Origin of the sequence: Aeromonas sp. 97A (genome assembly GCF_051919185.1) — a bacterium.
Classification (GTDB): domain Bacteria; phylum Pseudomonadota; class Gammaproteobacteria; order Enterobacterales; family Aeromonadaceae; genus Aeromonas; species Aeromonas veronii.
In genome coordinates this window covers 984218-1002041 of the sequence record NZ_JBQBFF010000001.1, presented here as the reverse complement: position 1 = coordinate 1002041, position 17824 = coordinate 984218, and the positions used below count along the sequence as shown (strand labels likewise).

Annotated in this window: 12 protein-coding genes and 1 pseudogene; 4 read left to right on the top strand and 9 right to left on the bottom strand. The window is 58.6% G+C overall.

What is annotated here, in order from left to right; genetic code table 11:
- Positions 1-227: 227 nt before the first annotated feature.
- From ppiD to tig, 6 genes and pseudogenes are all read right to left on the bottom strand, one after another.
- Positions 228-2140: pseudogene (gene ppiD / locus ACTG27_RS04545) on the bottom strand (peptidylprolyl isomerase).
- 150 nt (positions 2141-2290) lie between these two features.
- Positions 2291-2563, bottom strand: coding sequence for a nucleoid-associated protein HU-beta (gene hupB / locus ACTG27_RS04540; RefSeq protein WP_005315375.1), 273 nt, complete (start codon positions 2561-2563; stop codon positions 2291-2293).
- Between the two features lie 240 nt (positions 2564-2803).
- Entirely contained in the window at positions 2804-5158 is a 2355-nt protein-coding gene (gene lon / locus ACTG27_RS04535; protein ID WP_439979158.1) for an endopeptidase La, read from the bottom strand.
- 141 nt (positions 5159-5299) lie between these two features.
- Entirely contained in the window at positions 5300-6574 is a 1275-nt protein-coding gene (gene clpX, locus ACTG27_RS04530; protein ID WP_005336977.1) for an ATP-dependent protease ATP-binding subunit ClpX, read from the bottom strand.
- Between the two features lie 70 nt (positions 6575-6644).
- Positions 6645-7268 carry an ATP-dependent Clp endopeptidase proteolytic subunit ClpP gene (gene clpP / locus ACTG27_RS04525; protein WP_005336979.1) on the bottom strand — a complete coding sequence of 208 codons (624 nt, stop codon included), beginning with the start codon at positions 7266-7268 and terminating at the stop codon, positions 6645-6647.
- Between the two features lie 86 nt (positions 7269-7354).
- Positions 7355-8665, bottom strand: coding sequence for a trigger factor (gene tig / locus ACTG27_RS04520; RefSeq protein ID WP_005336981.1), 1311 nt, complete (start codon positions 8663-8665; stop codon positions 7355-7357).
- 441 nt (positions 8666-9106) lie between these two features.
- Here tig and ACTG27_RS04515 point away from each other — a divergent pair, with 441 nt between their 5' ends.
- Together ACTG27_RS04515 and yfbR are read left to right on the top strand one after the other, a co-directional pair.
- Entirely contained in the window at positions 9107-9541 is a 435-nt protein-coding gene (locus ACTG27_RS04515; RefSeq protein WP_005336982.1) for a YccF domain-containing protein, read from the top strand.
- Positions 9542-9633: 92 nt separating this feature from the next.
- A complete protein-coding gene (gene yfbR, locus ACTG27_RS04510) occupies positions 9634-10224 on the top strand; it encodes a 5'-deoxynucleotidase (RefSeq protein ID WP_019445066.1) in 591 nt (196 codons plus the stop codon).
- Between the two features lie 87 nt (positions 10225-10311).
- On the opposite strand, the gene lolE is transcribed toward yfbR, so the two are convergent.
- The 3 genes from lolE to ACTG27_RS04495 form a co-directional block, all read right to left on the bottom strand.
- On the bottom strand, positions 10312-11553 hold the full coding sequence (lolE, locus tag ACTG27_RS04505; protein WP_076495749.1) for a lipoprotein-releasing ABC transporter permease subunit LolE: 1242 nt from the start codon (positions 11551-11553) through the stop codon (positions 10312-10314).
- A complete protein-coding gene (lolD, locus tag ACTG27_RS04500; protein WP_005336988.1) occupies positions 11553-12251 on the bottom strand; it encodes a lipoprotein-releasing ABC transporter ATP-binding protein LolD in 699 nt (232 codons plus the stop codon). Before lolD ends, lolE begins: the two co-directional genes overlap by 1 nt.
- 88 nt (positions 12252-12339) lie before the next feature.
- Complete coding sequence (locus ACTG27_RS04495; protein ID WP_439979157.1) at positions 12340-13575, bottom strand: lipoprotein-releasing ABC transporter permease subunit; 1236 nt, start codon at positions 13573-13575, stop codon at positions 12340-12342.
- A gap of 76 nt (positions 13576-13651) precedes the next feature.
- Between ACTG27_RS04495 and ACTG27_RS04490 the strand changes: the two genes are divergently transcribed.
- Together ACTG27_RS04490 and mfd are read left to right on the top strand one after the other, a co-directional pair.
- Positions 13652-14227, top strand: a complete 576-nt coding sequence (locus ACTG27_RS04490) for a hypothetical protein (RefSeq protein WP_005336991.1) — start codon at positions 13652-13654, stop codon at positions 14225-14227.
- 55 nt (positions 14228-14282) lie between these two features.
- Positions 14283-17750: a transcription-repair coupling factor gene (mfd, locus tag ACTG27_RS04485; protein WP_439980490.1), complete on the top strand. Its 3468-nt coding sequence runs from the start codon at positions 14283-14285 to the stop codon at positions 17748-17750.
- Positions 17751-17824 lie beyond the last annotated feature (74 nt).

Sequence of the window (17824 nt, the reverse complement as noted above, 5' to 3'; positions counted from 1 at the left end):
GGCACACACGTGCCGGTTTTTTTATATTCCGTATTTAGACGATTGAGATGGCGTATAGCAGTGATGTGACTACACACCACAGAGCAAAGAGCAAAGAGCAAAGAGCAAAGAGCAAAGAGCAAAGAGCAAAGAGCAAAGAGCAAAGCTTGAGTCTCCCCCCTCTTTTGCCCACAGATAAAAAAACGGCTCCATCAAGGAGCCGTTTTCAATGGGTTGCGCAGTGCCGATTACTCGACGGTCGCTTCCACACTGGTGAAGTACTCGATCTTGGCCGCTTTGCGCAACTCGTCGATCAGAGACTTGTAATCCACCTGGGCTTTGCCCTGACCCAGCTGAGCTTGCAGCATGGCAGCCATACCGGATGCGACGGCAGGGACGTTGACCTTGTCCAGCGCAACCACAACGCGGTCACCATTGGTCTCGGCAACCAGAGCCACGCTCGGCTTGCCGTCGATCGGATGGGGCAGCGTGAACGCCTGGGCAATCAGATTCTGATCCAGCTCGCGATCGAAGCGGGCAACCCCTTTGTGGGTCTCCACTTTCAGACCGAGTGCAGTCAGATCGGCTGTGATGCTCTCACCGACTTTCAGCTTGTCCAGCAGGCCCTGGGCCTTGCCACGGGCCACTTCGCTAGCCTTGTCATGCTTGATGGCGGCAATCACTTGCTCTTTCACCTCGGCCAGCGGCTTGACCGCTTTGGGCTTGTGACCAGTGATGTGCAGCACCAGCGCCTTGCCGTCAGCCAGCTCGATCACGTCGGAGTTGGTATTGTCATCGCGCAGCTGTTCGGAGAACGCAACAGAGAGCACCTTGGGATCATTCAGCGGAGCCGGAGCAGTCGCCTGGGTGAAGAAATCGGAAGATTGAACCTTCATCCCCATGGCATCAGCGGTCAGATCCAGCGAGTCCGGGTTTTCGAAGCTGTTGTCAGCCATCTTCTGCTGCTCGGCGAAGAACTTCTCCTTGGCCTTGTCAGCTTGCAGACGGGTGATGGTCTCTTCTTTCACATCGGCAAACGGCTTGATCTGGGCGGCTTCAACCCCAGCAGCTTGATGATGTGGAAACCGAACGGGCTCTTCACCACGCCGGAGAGATCGCCAGCCTTGTCCAGGGCGAACGCGGCTTTCTCGAAGGCCGGATCCATCACCCCTTTCTCGAACCAGTCCAGCTCACCGCCTTTTTTGGCAGAGAAGGTATCGGAAGAGTCAGCCTTGGCCAGCGCAGCGAAATCATCACCCGACTTGGCTTTGGCCAGCACGGCTTCTGCTTTCTGCTCGGCCGCTTTCTCATCCTTGCCAAACGGGATCAGGATATGAGCCACATGGCGACGCTCGGCACGCTGGAACAGATCCTGGTGCTGATCGTAGTAATCCTGGGCATCCTGCTCGGTGACCTTGATATCTTTGGCGAGGTTGGCGGCGTCCAGCAGCAGATAGTCGACCTTGACCTGCTCGTCGTTCATGAAACGGGCGCCATTGGTCTTGTAGTACTGCTCCAGCTCGTTGTCGGAGACCTGAACATCAGCCATGTAGTTGGCGGCAGCCAGACGCACCAGACGCAGATCGCGAGTCTGGTTGTAGAGCTTGTCGAGCTGCTCCGCTTCACCCTTGAGGGAGAATTCGGTGCCCAGCAGGGCGCTCATCAACTGTTGACGCACCATGTCCTGACGCAGGGAGTCACGGAACATTTCGGGAGTCATGCCAGCACGACGGATCAGTTGCAGATAGCGGTCATTGTTGAACTTGCCGTTCTCGGCAAACTCCGGCATGGCCACGATGGCTTGCTTGATCTGTTCGTCACTGATACGCAGACCCAGTTCACGGGCCTTGCTGTCCAGCAGAGCCTGATCGATCAGGCGATCCAGCACACCGCGACGGAACTGTTTCATGTAATCGGGGCTCGCGGCCAGCTGGCTGAATGCCTCTCCCATCTGGGATTCCATGCGGGCGCGCTCGTTACGGTAGGCATTTTCCAGTGCCGCAGCACTGATCTCGGTGCCATTGACGGTGGCGGGGGCGGTACGGGCCGGGCCGTTCAGGTAACTACCTACACCAGCCAAGGCAAAGGAGAGGATGATCAGGCCCAAGATAACCTTGGCTACCTTGCCCTGCGCCCCTTCGCGTAGTTTATCCAACATCATGTTTGTACTTATGCTCCCGAACTCGATGGGCGTAAACAATAAAAAGGCGCACCGATTGCGATGCGCCTTGGTCAATCAGTATGAGAGAAGACTCTCTAACTTGTCTGGTCTGCGACCAAGGACGGTAGCCGACGGATATCAGCGACCGACTTAGTTAACAGCGTCTTTCAGGGCCTTACCGGCTTTGAAGGCAGGAACTTTACCAGCAGCGATTTCGATGGTCGCGCCAGTCTGCGGGTTACGGCCTGAACGGGCAGCACGCTCGCGTACAGCGAAAGTACCGAAACCAACCAGAGCAACCTGGTCACCCTCTTTCAGCGCTTCACCAACAGCATCAATGAAGGCATCCAACGCACGGCCAGCGGCAGCTTTGGAGATATCGGCACCGTCTGCAATCTTGTCAATCAGTTGAGATTTATTCACTCTTATATTCCCCTTTTATCAAACACCGCTGCGGCGCTGATTTCCCTGGCCACAACAAGTGGAGGTTTTATAGCAAGCCTCCTGATCAGTTGCAAGTGACAATCTGGCGCAAACCCGCGCCACACAACGCATTGCGACTCATCACGAGTACCCGATCGGTGGTCAAGGCTACTTCCGTTATCGGGCGCATGCAAGCCTTAACCACCCGCCGAATGCGCCAAATTTGCGGCGCATCAACATTTACACGACAGAAACGCGCTCAAACCCCTGTGGATTGTCCTGCAACGCCAATTCCAGCACCTCGTCAATCCAGCGAACCGGATAAATTTCAAGGTCTTGTTTGACGTTTGCCGGGATCTCCTCAAGGTCACGCTCGTTCTCTTTCGGAATAAGCACTCGCTTGATGCCGCCACGGTGGGCTGCCAGCAACTTCTCCTTGAGACCACCGATGGGCAACACTTCGCCGCGCAAGGTGATCTCCCCTGTCATCGCCACATCAGCACGAACCGGATTACCGGTCAAGCTGGAGACCAGGGCGGTACACATGGCGATACCGGCGCTCGGACCATCTTTCGGGGTTGCCCCTTCCGGTACGTGCACGTGGATATCGCGCTTCTCGTAGAAGTCGGCGTTGATGCGCAGCTTCTCGGCACGGGCCCGTACGACCGTCATGGCCGCCTGGATGGACTCCTGCATCACGTCACCGAGAGAACCGGTGTAGGTGAGCTTGCCCTTGCCCGGCATGTTGGTGGTTTCGATGGTGAGCAGATCGCCGCCCACTTCGGTCCACGCCAAACCACAGACCTGACCCACCTGGTTCTGGTCGGTGGCCTTGCCGTAATCGAAACGCTGCACCCCGAGGAACTCCTTGAGGTTCTCCTGATTGACCTGAACATGCTTGATGCTCTTGTCCAGCAGGATGCGCTTGACCGCCTTGCGACAAATCTTGGAGATCTCGCGCTCCAGACTCCGCACACCCGCCTCGCGGGTGTAGTAGCGGATCACTCCGACCAGGGCAGAATCTTCGATGGTGATCTCGGACTCTTTCAGGCCGTTACGCTGGATCTGCTTGGCAACCAGATGCTGCTTGGCAATGTTGAGCTTCTCATCTTCGGTGTAACCGGAGAGGCGGATCACTTCCATCCGGTCCAGCAAGGGACCCGGGATGTTCATGGAGTTGGAGGTGGCCACGAACATCACGTCCGACAGGTCATAATCCACTTCCAGGTAGTGATCGTTGAAGCTGTTGTTCTGTTCCGGATCCAGCACTTCCAGCAAGGCAGAGGCAGGATCGCCGCGCATGTCCGAGCTCATCTTGTCGATCTCATCGAGCAGGAACAGCGGGTTCTTCACGCCAACTTTCGCCATCTTCTGGATGAGCTTGCCAGGCATGGAACCGATATAGGTACGGCGGTGACCGCGGATCTCCGCTTCGTCACGCACCCCACCGAGGGCCATCCGCACATATTTGCGGCCTGTCGCCTTGGCGATGGATTGGCCCAACGAGGTCTTGCCCACACCGGGAGGCCCAACCAGACAGAGGATGGGGCCCTTGAGCTTGTTCACCCGTGCCTGTACCGCCAGATATTCGAGAATGCGATCCTTGACCTTCTCGAGGCCATAGTGATCGGCGTCCAGCACATCTTGCGCCTTGCCAAGGTCTTTTTTGACTTTGGAGCGCGCCTTCCAGGGCACCTGTACCATCCAGTCCACATAGCTGCGAACCACGGTAGCCTCGGCGGACATGGGAGACATCATCTTCAGCTTGGCAAGCTCGGCCTGGGCCTTTTCACGGGCATCTTCCGGCATGCCAGCCTCTTCAATCTTGCGATTGAGGGCTTCGAACTCATCCGGGCTATCTTCCAGCTCACCCAGCTCTTTTTGGATGGCCTTCATCTGCTCGTTGAGGTAATACTCGCGCTGGCTCTTTTCCATCTGCTTCTTGACGCGAGTACGGATGCGCTTCTCGACCTGCAGCAGGTCAATTTCCGACTCCATCATCGCCATCAGGAATTCGATGCGCTCGGAAACCGAGACGATCTCCAGCACCTTCTGCTTGTCTTCCAGCTTGAGCGGCATGTGGGCCGCCATGGTGTCAGCCAGACGCGCAGCATCGTCGATCGCCGAGATCGAGGTCAGTACCTCGGGCGGGATCTTCTTGTTGAGCTTGATATAGCCTTCAAACTGGCCGATGGCGGAGCGAACCAGCACTTCCTGATCCTTCTCCTCAATGGCTTGGGAGGGAATGTACTGGGCCTCGCAGACAAAGAAATCCTTGTCGTCGATCATCCGCTCCAGGCGGGCACGCTGTCCCCCCTCTACCAGCACCTTGACGGTGCCGTCCGGCAGCTTGAGCATCTGCAGAATATTGGCCACTGTCCCGACGGTGAAGATCTCCTCCACCGTTGGCTCATCGGTTGACGCATCCTTCTGGGCCACCAGCAGAACTTTCTTGTCCTGCTCCATGGCCGCTTCCAGACAGCGAATGGATTTTTCCCGCCCCACAAAGAGTGGAATGACCATGTGGGGATAAACCACCACGTCACGAAGAGGCAGGACGGGAATCTCGATGCGTTCTGAACGCTCTAGGTTCATATATGTCCTCTCGGCTTGTTATACCGTTGGCAAAGCGCTTGGCTGAGTATATGGGGGCGCTGAGATGAGATTCAATCGCCGAAACCGTAAAAAGCATGAAAGGGGCAAAAAGCCCCTTCCATTTGATTAAAAATCAGACATTTACTCTGATGCAGCAGCCTGAGTTTCGGGATTTTCGTAAATCATCAAGGGCGCAGAGTCCCCTTTGATCACGGTCTCGTCGATCACCACCTTGCTGACCCCTTCCAGAGAAGGCAAGTCATACATGGTATCCAGCAGCACGGCTTCCACGATGGAACGCAGACCACGAGCACCGGTTTTACGCTCCATCGCCTTGCGGGCAATGGCGTTGAGCGCATCGTCACGGAACTCCAGCTCAACCCCTTCCAGATCGAACAACGCAGCGTACTGTTTGGTCAGCGCGTTTTTCGGCTCTTTCAGGATCTGGATAAGAGCAGACTCGTCCAGCTCGGTCAGGGTCGCGACCACCGGCAGACGGCCGATGAACTCGGGGATCAGACCATACTTGATCAGATCTTCCGGCTCTACCTTGGCGAAGGTCTCGCTCAGGGTGGCCTTGGCATCCTTGGATTTCACCTCGGCGCCAAAACCGATACCGGTTCCCTTCACGGAACGCTGCTCGATCACCTTGTCCAGACCGGCAAAGGCACCGCCGCAGATGAAGAGGATCTTGGAGGTATCAACCTGCAAGAACTCCTGCTGCGGATGCTTGCGACCACCTTGCGGCGGCACGGAAGCGATGGTCCCTTCGATCAGCTTGAGCAGTGCCTGCTGTACCCCTTCCCCGGAGACATCACGGGTGATGGAGGGGTTGTCCGACTTGCGGGAGATCTTGTCGATCTCGTCGATATAGACGATGCCACGCTGGGCCTTCTCCACGTCGTAGTCGCACTTTTGCAGCAGCTTCTGGATGATGTTCTCCACGTCCTCGCCCACATAACCGGCTTCGGTCAGAGTGGTCGCATCGGCCATGGTAAACGGCACATCCAGCAGACGAGCCAGAGTCTCAGCCAGCAGGGTTTTACCGCTACCGGTCGGACCAATCAGCAGAATGTTGGATTTGCCGAGCTCCACACCACTGTTTTCGCCGCTGTTGCGCAGACGCTTGTAGTGGTTGTAGACGGCAACGGCCAACACCTTCTTGGCGTACTCCTGCCCGATCACATAGTCATCGAGATGAGCGCGGATCTGATGAGGAGTCGGCAGCTCGTTACCATCGCGCTTGGGCGAGATCTCGCGGATCTCTTCGCGGATGATGTCGTTGCACAGCTCGACGCACTCATCACATATGTAGACGGAAGGGCCAGCGATCAGCTTGCGCACTTCATGCTGGCTTTTGCCGCAAAAAGAGCAGTAGAGCAGCTTATCACCCTCACCCTTGCGTTTCTCTGTCATTCAGCAACCTCGTTTTATCAATAGAGGATGGATCGGCCTGTTGAGTTTACAACAGACCGGGACACCCTGCTCAGCTACGCTGGCTCAGGACACCGTCTACCAGACCATAGGCCACGGCCTGCTCGGCGGACATGAAGTTGTCACGATCGGTGTCACGCTCGATGGTAGCCATGTCTTGACCGGTGTGGAACGCCAGGCGCTCGTTCAGGGTATTTTTGATCTTCAGGATCTCCTGGGCGTGGATCTGGATATCAGATGCCTGACCCTGGAAGCCACCCAGCGGCTGGTGGATCATCACGCGGGCGTTAGGCAGGCAGAAACGCTTGCCCTTGGCGCCACCGGCCAGCAGGAAGGCACCCATGGAGCAGGCCTGCCCCATGCAGACGGTGCTGACATCCGGCTTGATGAACTGCATGGTGTCATAGATGGACATGCCCGCAGTCACCGAACCACCCGGCGAGTTGATGTAGATATAGATGTCCTTGTCCGGATTCTCGGATTCGAGGAACAGCAACTGGGCAACCACCAGATTGGCCATGTGATCTTCAACCTGACCGGTCAGGAAGATCACCCGCTCTTTCAGCAGACGGGAGTAAATATCGTAGGAACGTTCACCCTTGGCAGTCTGTTCGACCACGATGGGGACCAGCGCATTGCTGGGAGAATCGGTCATATCGTTATAGTTCTTGTACATAAGGCATTGTCCCTAAAATAAAATGGCCCGAGTGGAGATCACACGAGCCATTATACTTAACAGTCTTGACCTTAAGTCAAATGTTCTTAGGCAGCGGCGCCAGACTTGTTGATCACTTCGTCAAAGGCAACTTCTTTTTCGGTCACTTGCGCTTTGGACAGGATCAGGTCGATAGCTTGATCTTCTACTGCCAGGTTACGAACGCCGTTCAGCATCTGTTCGTTCTTCTGGTAGTACTCGATCACTTCCTTCGGATCTTCGTAGGCAGTCGCCATGGACTCGATGATGCTGTTTACACGGGCATCGTCAGCCTTGATCTCGTTGGTACGGATCACGTCACCCAGCAGCAGGCCTACGCGTACACGACGCTCGGCTTGAGCCTGGAACAGTTCAGCCGGCAGCTCGGGAGCGTTGCCGCCCTGGAAGCCACCGAAGCGCTGCAGCGCCTGCTGACGCAGTGCGTCGATCTCTTGAGCAACAGCTGCTTTCGGCAGGTCGATTTGGTTGGCTTCAACCAGACCGTTCAGAACCTGCTCTTTCACGCTGTTTTTCAGGGCTTGAGCCAGTTCGCGCTCCATGTTCTTGCGCACTTCGGCTTTCAGCTCTTCAACAGAACCGCTTTCGATACCGAAACGCTTCACGAACTCTTCGGTCAGCTCAGGCAGGATCTGCTCTTCAACCTTGATCAGTTTGGAAGCGAACTTGGCTTCTTTGCCTTTCAGGTTTTCAGCGTGGTAGTCAGCCGGGAATGTCACTTCGATGGTGAACTCGTCGCCCGCTTTCTTGCCCATGATGGCGTCTTCGAAGCCCGGGATCATGCGGCCAGCGCCCAGCACCAAGTTGAAGCCTTCAGCTTTGCCGCCGTCGAACTCTTCACCGTCAATGGAACCGACGAAGTCCATGGTCACACGCATGCCATTGGCAGCGGCAACATCGGCATCAGCCCAGGTAGCGTGCTGCTTGCGCAGGGTGTCGATCATGTTGGCCAGATCTTCATCCTTCACGGTAGCAACCGGCTTCTCGACCTTGATGGTCTCGAGACCTGCAACTTCGAACTCCGGATACACTTCGAAAGTGGCGGTGAATTCGAAATCCTGACCTTCTTTGATCTCTTTCGGATCCATGGTCGGGGCACCGGCCGGGCTCAGTTTGTTTTCGATGATGGCTTTGATGAAGTTGCTCTGCATCATTTCATCAGCAACGCGGGCGTGAGCCATGGCGCCGAACATCTTCTTGATGATGGCAACCGGAGCCTTGCCAGGACGGAAACCGTCGATGCGACGAGTTTTGGCCAGGCCATTCAATTCTTTACGCACAGCGGCGTCTACGGTAGCGGCCGGTACAGTGATGGTAAGACGGCGTTCCAGACCCTGGGTTGTCTCTACAGAAACTTGCATTCTTCTACCTCGTTCAACTCAGCACTGTGTGCTGACCCTTTATTGCCCCTGGGCAAAGCCCGGAGTCTTCCTGTTTATAAAGACAACGATATGTCTTTGTGATGAGAAAATATGACGCGGCATTATAGCGGCGCACTTTGGTCGAGTCGAGCCACACATCCCCCACATTGAGCGGCGTGCAAGCACAATTCGTGCAAAACTGCCCTTTATATGGGGAGAGAGGTGCCCGACTTCAACTATCCGATGGCAATAATTTTGCGTTTGCTCACCTTTTTTCATCCGAACGCCGCTTTATTACCCATCTTTCGCCGAAAAACAGCCCACCGTTGCGCGCGGCGACTCAATTTGACCAGCCAAAAGGCGATTGGGCCAATCAACCATTGCGTCCCTACCCCTCCCTCGTTATGGTGGCAACCAAATTGATGATCTGGAGTCACTCACATGGCCTTTTTCCGCTTCTTGTTCAATCTGCTCTGGTTTGTACTGGGAGGTGTCTTTATGGGCCTGGCCTGGTGGCTGGCCGGTCTTGTCTGCTTTATCTCGCTGGTCGGCATCCCCTGGGGACGTGCCTGCTTCGTGATCGGCACCTTTACCTTCTTCCCGTTTGGCAAGCAGGCCGTCAATCGCAAGACCATGACCGGCCAGAGCGATATCGGCACCGGCACTCTGGGGCTGATTGGCAACATCCTCTGGTTCGTGCTGATCGGCGTCTGGCTGGCCATCGGCCACATCGCTTCCGCGCTGGCCTGCTTCGTGACCATTATCGGTATCCCGTTCGGTATCCAGCACCTCAAGCTGGCACTCATCAGTCTGGCGCCCATCGGCCAGATGATTGTGACCAACCAGGAAGCGGAATCGGGCCGCTATATCCGCTAACTGCGGGAAATGCGCGGGCAAACGCTGCCCTGCAACGAAAAAAAGGGCAGACTAGGTTCTGCCCTTTTCTATTCTCTTTTGTTGAGGCCATCATGTTACCCAGCCACTTTTTCGCCAATCTCGCCCGCATGAAACTCATCTATCGCTGGCCCCTGATGCGCAACATCCAGCCGGAAAACATCGCCGAGCACAGCCTGCAGGTTGCCATGGTGGCCCATGCCCTCGGCATCATCAAAAATCGACTGTTTGGCGGCAGCGTGAATGCCGACCGCGCCGCGGTGATGGCCCTCTACCACGACAGCAGTGAAGTGCTGACCGGCGATCTGCCTACCCCGGTCAAATACTTCAACCCCGAAATTGCCCGCGAGTACAAGAAGATAGAACTGGCCGCCGAGCAGCGTCTACTTGGCATGCTGCCGCCGGAACTGGTGGAGGACTTTCGCCCCCTGCTCGATTCGGCAGCCCAGGATGGCGAGCTGGCCAGGCTGGTCAAGGATGCCGACACCCTCTGCGCCTATACCAAGTGTCTGGAGGAGATCAACGCGGGCAATCGGGAGTTCGAACCGGCTCGCAAGCGCCTTGAAGCCATGCTGGCAGCCCGGATGAGCGATGAGATGCGCTACTTTATCGACACCTTTGTGGCCAGCTTCTCCCTGCCGCTCGATGAGCTTAACGCTCACTAAGCCAGTCCACGCGACCTGAAAACAGCAGGGCCCGCCGGTTTGCACCGGCGGGCCCTTCGTTATTTATGGCGCATTAGATACAGCGCATCAGTGACCCAGCTCGCGGGAGGGGACCAGACCGCTCGCCCGCCAGGCGGGATAGAGGGTCGCCACCAGACTCATCAGGATGGCGGCGCCCGTCACGATGAGCAGATCCTGCATATGCAACTCGGTCGGCAAGAAGTCGATAAAGTAGATATCCGGATTGAGGAAGCGGTGACCGATGAGCTTTTCGACAACGCTCAGGATCTGGGTCAGCTTGCTGGAGAGCAGCCCACCCAGCAGGGCACCGAGCAGGGCACCGGCCACACCGTTGACCATCCCCTGAATGACGAATGTCAGCCGGATCTGACCCGGGCTCGCCCCCATGGTTTTCAGGATGGCGATTTCGCTGCGCTTCTCGTTCACCGCCATCACCAGAGTGGAGACGATGTTGAAGCAGGCGACGGCCACCACCATCAGCATCACCACATACATGACGGTACGCACCATCTGGATGTCCTGATAGAGGTAGCCCTGGCTGTTCATCCAGCTGCGGATGTAAACATGATGAGGGAACTGCTGCGCCGCGGCGATCGTAATATTTTGTGCATTAAGCACATCGCTCACCCGCAGGCTGAAGCCCTCCACATCGCTGCCCATGCCGGTGATCCCTTGCGCATCGGCCAGATGCATAAAGCCGAGCAAACCGTCGAGCTGACCGCCGATCTCCAGCAGCCCTACCACGGTCAGGGCTTCGCGCCGGGGATTCTTGATCCCCGCCTGATCGCCCCCTTGCGGCAGCAGCAGGGCGACCGAGTCCCCCACCTTGACCCCCAGCTTATCGGCGATGGTCTTGCCAAGGATCACCCCACGTTCACCCGGTTGCAGCTCACGCAGACCACGGCCCGTCATGTATTTGCCTGCATCCGACAGATTGGCTTCCAGATCGGGTAACACTGCGCGCAGTTGTACCCCCTTGAGGGCGGAGCCATGCTCCAGCAGGCCATTGAGGCGAATGACCGGGGCAGCCGCCTCAACGCCCGGCTGGGCCAGCAGGTAGTCACGCAGACGCGGCCAATCCGGCAACGGCCGCTCGACGGCGTCCAGCTCACCTTGCGGCACCACGGAGAGCACCCTGTCTTTGAGCTCCCGCTCGAAACCGTTCATGGCGGAGAGGCCCAGGATCAGCGCCATCACCCCGAGGGCGATACCGATCAGGGAAGAGGCTGAGATAAAGGCGATAAACCCGTTGCGACGGCGGGAGCGGCTGTAACGCAGGCCCAGAAAGAGGGGCAGCGGTTTGAACATCAGGCAACCTCCGCCATCACGCCGCTCACCAGGGTCACCCGGCGATGGAGCTTGGCCGCGAGGCTCAAGTCGTGAGTCACCACCACAAAGGCGGTGCCCAGTTCACGATTCAGTTCACACAGCAGTTCATACACTGCGGTGGCACTGGCGTGATCCAGATTGCCAGTGGGCTCATCCGCCAGCACCAGACTCGGTTCGTTGACCAGCGCTCGGGCGATCGCCACCCGCTGACGTTCACCACCGGAGAGCTCGGAGGGACGGTGATTCAAGCGATGGGAGAGCCCCACCCGCCCCAGCATCTTGGTTGCCTTTTCGGTGGCAACCGCCACCGACTCACCGGCGATCAGCAGCGGCATGGCCGCATTTTCCAGCGCACTGAACTCGGAGAGCAAGTGGTGGAACTGATAGACAAAGCCCAGCTCGCGGTTGCGAAAACGGGCCTGGGTACGGCTGTCCCAGTGGTGGATATCCTCCCCCTTGAACAGCACGGCGCCGCTGGAGGGGTTGTCCAGCGCCCCCATCAGGTGCAGCAGAGTGGTCTTGCCGGAGCCGGAGCTCCCCACCACCGCCAGCATTTCACCGGGTGCGACGCAGAGATCGATCCCCTTGAGCACCTGAGTCTCCAGCTCCCCCTCTTTATAGACATGGTTGAGCGCCTGGCAGCGCAGCAGAGGTTCACGGGATACGGCTTCATTCATAACAGGGGCTCCACTTGCCTCGGTAACAACGCTGGCACCCGCAACTACGGGGGCACCAGTCACAACAGAAGATGCATTATTCACGGCATTACTCATAACGCAGCGCCTCGGCCGGTTTCACCCGCGCAGCGCGGGCCGCCGGATAGAGGGTGGCACTGAAGCTCAGCAGCACGGCGCCCAGCAAGATGGTGATGACCTGAGCCGGCTCGACAATCACCGGCAGGCCACTGCCGCCCGCCGCCATATAGAGGTTGAGCCCCACCGCATTGAGCAGAGGGTTGAGACCCAAGGAGAGCGCAAGGCCTGCCAGTCCGCCAAACAGGGCGCCAATCACCCCGCTGGAGGCGCCAAGCACCATGAAGATTTTAACGATCCCTGATTCACTCATGCCCATGGTGCGCAGGATGGCCACTTCGCCCTCTTTGTCCGTCACCACCATCACCAGCGCGGAGAGGATGTTGAAGGTAGCGACGGCGATGATCAGCACCAGCATCAGCCCCATCATCCGTTTTTCCATGGCGACCGCTTGGAACAGCTCGCCCCGCTCGCGGCGCCAATCCTGCCACAGCAGCCCATCCGGCAACGGTGTCTTGATCACCTCGTCGGCGGCAAAGGGATCATCGAGCCAGAGGCGAATGCCACCGACGGTTTCTGTCGGCAAGCGCAGCAGCCGCTGGGCATCCCCCAGCGCGATCAGCGCAATCTGGTTATCCACATCGGCGCCGACCCCGAAGATGCCGGAGACGGTAAAGAGGCGCTGGGCCGGTACCCGGCCAAACGGGGTGAAGCGGGTCCCTTCGGTCAGGATCAAACGAACCTGATCGCCGATGGAGATATTGAGGCGACGTGCCACCCCCTGCCCCAGCACGATGCGGTAGTGACCCGCCTGCAGAGTATCGAGGCGCCCCCCCAGCATCTGGCTGTGGAGGATGTCATCCTTGGGCCACTTTGCAGGGTCGATTCCCTGCACGCTCACCCCGGTCAGCTGGCCGGGGCTTTGCAGCATCCCTTCGCTGTCGAGCATGGGGGCCGAGGCGACCACATGGGGTAATTTGGCCAGATCCGGCAAGCCTTGCGGGTCGGCATCAATGCGGCCAGCCTGATTGGTCACCACCACATGGGGGATCACCCCGAGGATGCGCCCTTTGAGCTGCCCTTCGAAACCGTTCATCACCGAAATGACCACCATCAGGGCGGCAACCCCGATGGCGATGCCAAAGGTAGAGAACAGGGAGATAAATGAGACGAAGCGATTGCTGCGCTTCGAGCCTGCATAACGCAGGCCGATGGCCAGCGAAAGGGGCTGAAAAAGTCCGGTCTTCAAGGATATGTACGTTGCCAACAAAATAAGATACCGGATAATAAAGGGAAACCGTCCATGACAACAAGGGATAGCCTCCATGCAGGAACAGTTCTTCAGCGTCACTCATGCCACGCCGGTCAATGTGATCCCCATGCCGGCCGACTTCCACCTCCCCTCGCTGGAGGAGCTGGACGCTGAGCTGCCGGAGCCCTTTCGGATCTCTTCGGCCATTACCTCCATCGATCTGGTGACCACTCGCCTGCTGCGCAACCAGAACGAGTCGATGCACGACCTGATCGAGATCGTCAATCAGCAGTCCCGCAAGATCGACATGATCATGGGCTATGTACTCTCCCTGCAGGACCATCCGGAGCAGCGCTTTCACACCCTGCGCTTCGGGGCTGGCCAGCTCACCTACCTTCACCCCTATCATGATCACGGGGCTGCGCCGCACCTGCACCAGATAGTGCGCCTCAAGATCTTCCTGCGGGAAGAGGCGGCCGCCATCTACTGCTATGGCCAGGTCAAACAGCTCGACGGCGGTGAACATGGCACCCATGTGCAGCTCGACTATGTGCGGATCCGCGAAGATGACCGTGAACTGCTGGTTCGTGCCAGCCTCCACGTGCAATCGAAGCAGCTCAAGCTGCGCGCCCAAGAACGTCAGCGCTAACCATAGCGAACGTCGCGATAGATAACGTCAACGTTAAAAGAATCGAACCATGCCAATGACACTCCCCGCCTTGCCCGCCAAAGCGGGCCAAAAGATCACGCTCGGCCAGCTGGTCGGCAGCAGCCTCTCGCTGATTGCAGCCCGTCTCACCAGTGAAGCCAAGGGGCCGGTACTGCTTATCACTGCCGATACCCCGAGCGCCCTGCGCCTTGAACAGGAGCTACAGTATTTGCTGGCAGACAAGCAGCTAGCCGATCAGTCCGCGCCGGTATTGCTGTTCCCCGATTGGGAGACCCTGCCCTACGATACCTTCTCCCCCCATCAGGACATCATCTCCCAGCGACTCGAGACCCTCTACAAGCTGCCGCAGATGAGCAAAGGGGTATTGATTGTCCCCATCTCCACCCTGATGTTGCGCTGCGCACCCCGGGTCTATCTCGACAAATACAGCCTGATGGTGAAGGCCGGTCAGCGCCTCAACCTGCAACAGCTGCGCGGGCGGCTGGCCGAGGCGGGTTACGTGGCGGTGGATCAGGTGCTGGAACATGGCGAATTTGCCGCTCGCGGCTCCCTGCTCGATCTCTTCCCCATGGGCAGTAGCAGCCCCTATCGCATCGACTTCTTCGACGATGAAGTGGACTCCATCCGCCCATTCGATCCCGAAACCCAGCGCTCCAGCGAACCGGTCAAGACGGTCAGCCTGCTGCCTGCCCGGGAATACCCCACCGACGAGGCGGCCATCGAACTGTTTCGCGGCCAGTTCCGCGAGCAGTTCGAGCTGTCGCGGGCCGAGGGCTCCGTCTATCAGGAGGTGAGCAAGGGACGCTGGCCCGCCGGCATCGAGTATTATCTGCCGCTCTTCTTCAACCAAACCGCCAGCCTGTTTGACTACCTGCCGGAAGAGACCCTGTTGCTCACCGTGGGGGATATCTACCCCGCTGCCCAGCGCTTCTGGAACGATATCGGCCAGCGCTATGAAGACAGACGCTGGGACAACACTCGCCCCCTGCTACCCCCGGCCCAGCTCTATCTGCCGGTGGAGCAGCTCTTTGCCTCTCTGGGCCAATATGGCGCGGTACGGCTGCAAGAGGCCGCAACTGCGGGCGATGCTGGTCAGCACGATCTGCCTATCTCGGCCCTGCCGGATCTGCAACTCGATCACAGCAAGGAGCAACCCCTGCTGGCGCTCGACCAGTTCCTCCAAGGCTTTGCCGGGCGCACCCTGTTTGCAGTGGAGTCCGAAGGACGGCGGGAGGTGCTCGGCGATCTGCTGGCGCGTATCTCGCTGCAACCTAAAGAGTTCCCCTCCCTCGACGCCTTTATGGCAAGCCCGGATCGCCACGGCCTCTTGGTTACACCGCTTGAGCGTGGCTTCCTGTGGCAGGAGGCAGGTCAGGATCCACTGGCCCTGATCACCGAAACCGAGCTGCTGGGCGGCAAGGTGCGCAGCAAGCGGGCGCGAGAGAAGAGCAAGAACCTGAGCTCCGATACGGTGATTCGCAACCTCGGCGAGCTGACTCAGGGCCAGCCGGTGGTGCATCTGGATCACGGGGTTGGCCGCTATCTGGGACTGGAAACCATCGATGCCGGTGGCCTACCCACCGAGTTTTTGACCCTCGAATATGCCGGCGGCGACAAGCTGTTCGTGCCGGTCACCAGTTTGCACCTTATCAGCCGTTATACCGGATCGGATAACCCGCCCTGCCACAAGCTCGGCGGCGAGGCCTGGAGCAAGGCGCGGCGCAAGGCGGCGGAAAAGGTGCGCGACGTGGCAGCCGAGTTGCTGGATGTCTACGCTCATCGCGCCGCTCGCGCCGGGTTTGCCTTCAAGCACGACAAAGAGGCCTATCGCCAGTTTGCCGCAAGCTTCCCGTTCGAGGAGACCGACGATCAGCTTAACGCCATCAATGCGGTGCTGGGGGACATGTGTCAGGCCAAGAGCATGGACCGACTGGTGTGTGGCGACGTGGGTTTTGGCAAAACCGAAGTGGCGATGCGGGCGGCGTTTGTGGCGGTGCACGGCGGCAAGCAGGTTGCCGTGCTGGTGCCCACCACCCTGCTGGCGCAACAGCACTACGACAACTTCCGCGACCGCTTCGCCAACTGGCCGGTGCGGGTCGAGGTGCTGAGCCGCTTCCGCTCCGCCAAGGAGCAGAGCGCTGTGATGAAGGAATTGGCAGAAGGCAAGGTGGACATCATCATCGGCACCCACAAGCTGCTTGGCTCCGAACTCACTTTCAAGGATCTGGGACTGCTCATCGTCGATGAGGAGCACAGATTCGGCGTGCGCCAGAAGGAGAAGATCAAGGCGCTGCGGGCCGATGTGGATATCCTCACTCTCACCGCTACCCCCATTCCGCGCACACTCAACATGGCGATGTCCGGCATGCGGGATCTCTCCATCATCGCCACCCCCCCCGCCAAGCGACTCGCCATCAAGACCTTCGTGCGCCAGCACGAACCGGCGGTGGTACGCGAGGCGGTGCTGCGGGAATTGAAGCGTGGTGGTCAGGTTTACTACCTGCACAACGATGTCGAGAGCATCGAGAAGTGCGCCGCCGATCTTGCCGAATTGGTGCCGGAGGCGCGCATCGGCATCGCCCACGGCCAGATGCGCGAGCGCGACCTTGAGCGGATCATGTCCGACTTCTACCACCAGCGCTTCAACCTGCTGGTCTGCACTACCATCATCGAGACCGGCATCGACGTTCCGAGCGCCAACACCATCATCATGGATCGGGCGGATCATCTCGGTCTGGCCCAGCTGCACCAGCTGCGGGGTCGGGTTGGCCGCTCTCACCATCAGGCCTATGCCTACCTGCTCACTCCCCATCCCAAGCTGATGACCAAGGATGCGGCCAAGCGGCTGGAGGCGATCGCCTCGCTCGAAGATCTCGGTGCCGGCTTTGCGCTGGCGACCCACGATCTGGAGATCCGTGGCGCAGGCGAACTGCTCGGCGACGATCAGAGCGGCCAGATCGAATCGGTCGGCTTCACCCTCTACATGGAGATGCTGGAGCAGGCGGTCGAGGCACTGAAAAATGGCAAGGAGCCGTCACTGGAGCAGCTGATGAGCCAGCACACCGAGGTGGAGCTGCGCCTGCCGGCGCTGTTGCCGGACGACTACATCCCGGACGTCAACATGCGCCTCTCCATGTACAAGCGGATCGCCAGCGCGGCGGACGAGCAGGAGCTGCGCGAGTTGAAAGTGGAGCTGATCGACCGCTTTGGCCTCTTGCCGGAGGCGACCAAAACCCTGCTGGAGCTGGCTGCCTTCCGTCAGCGTGCCACCGCCCTTGGCATTCGCCGGGTGGAGATGAGCGAGCGCGGCGGCTATCTCGACTTCACCCAGGAGACCAAGGTCAATCCGGCCTATCTGGTCAAACTGCTCTCCAGCCAGCCACGGGTCTACAAGATGGACGGGCCGACTCGGCTGCGCTTCCAGGTGCCGACCCAAGATCGCGCCATGCGCCTGAAACTGGTAGATGGTTTGCTGGCTGATCTGGCCAGCAACAGCCTGTGAGTCTCTGCAGCGCTGGCGGCGAGCCAGAGAGATAATACCAACTAAAACGGGAGCCATATCGGCTCCCGTTTTTT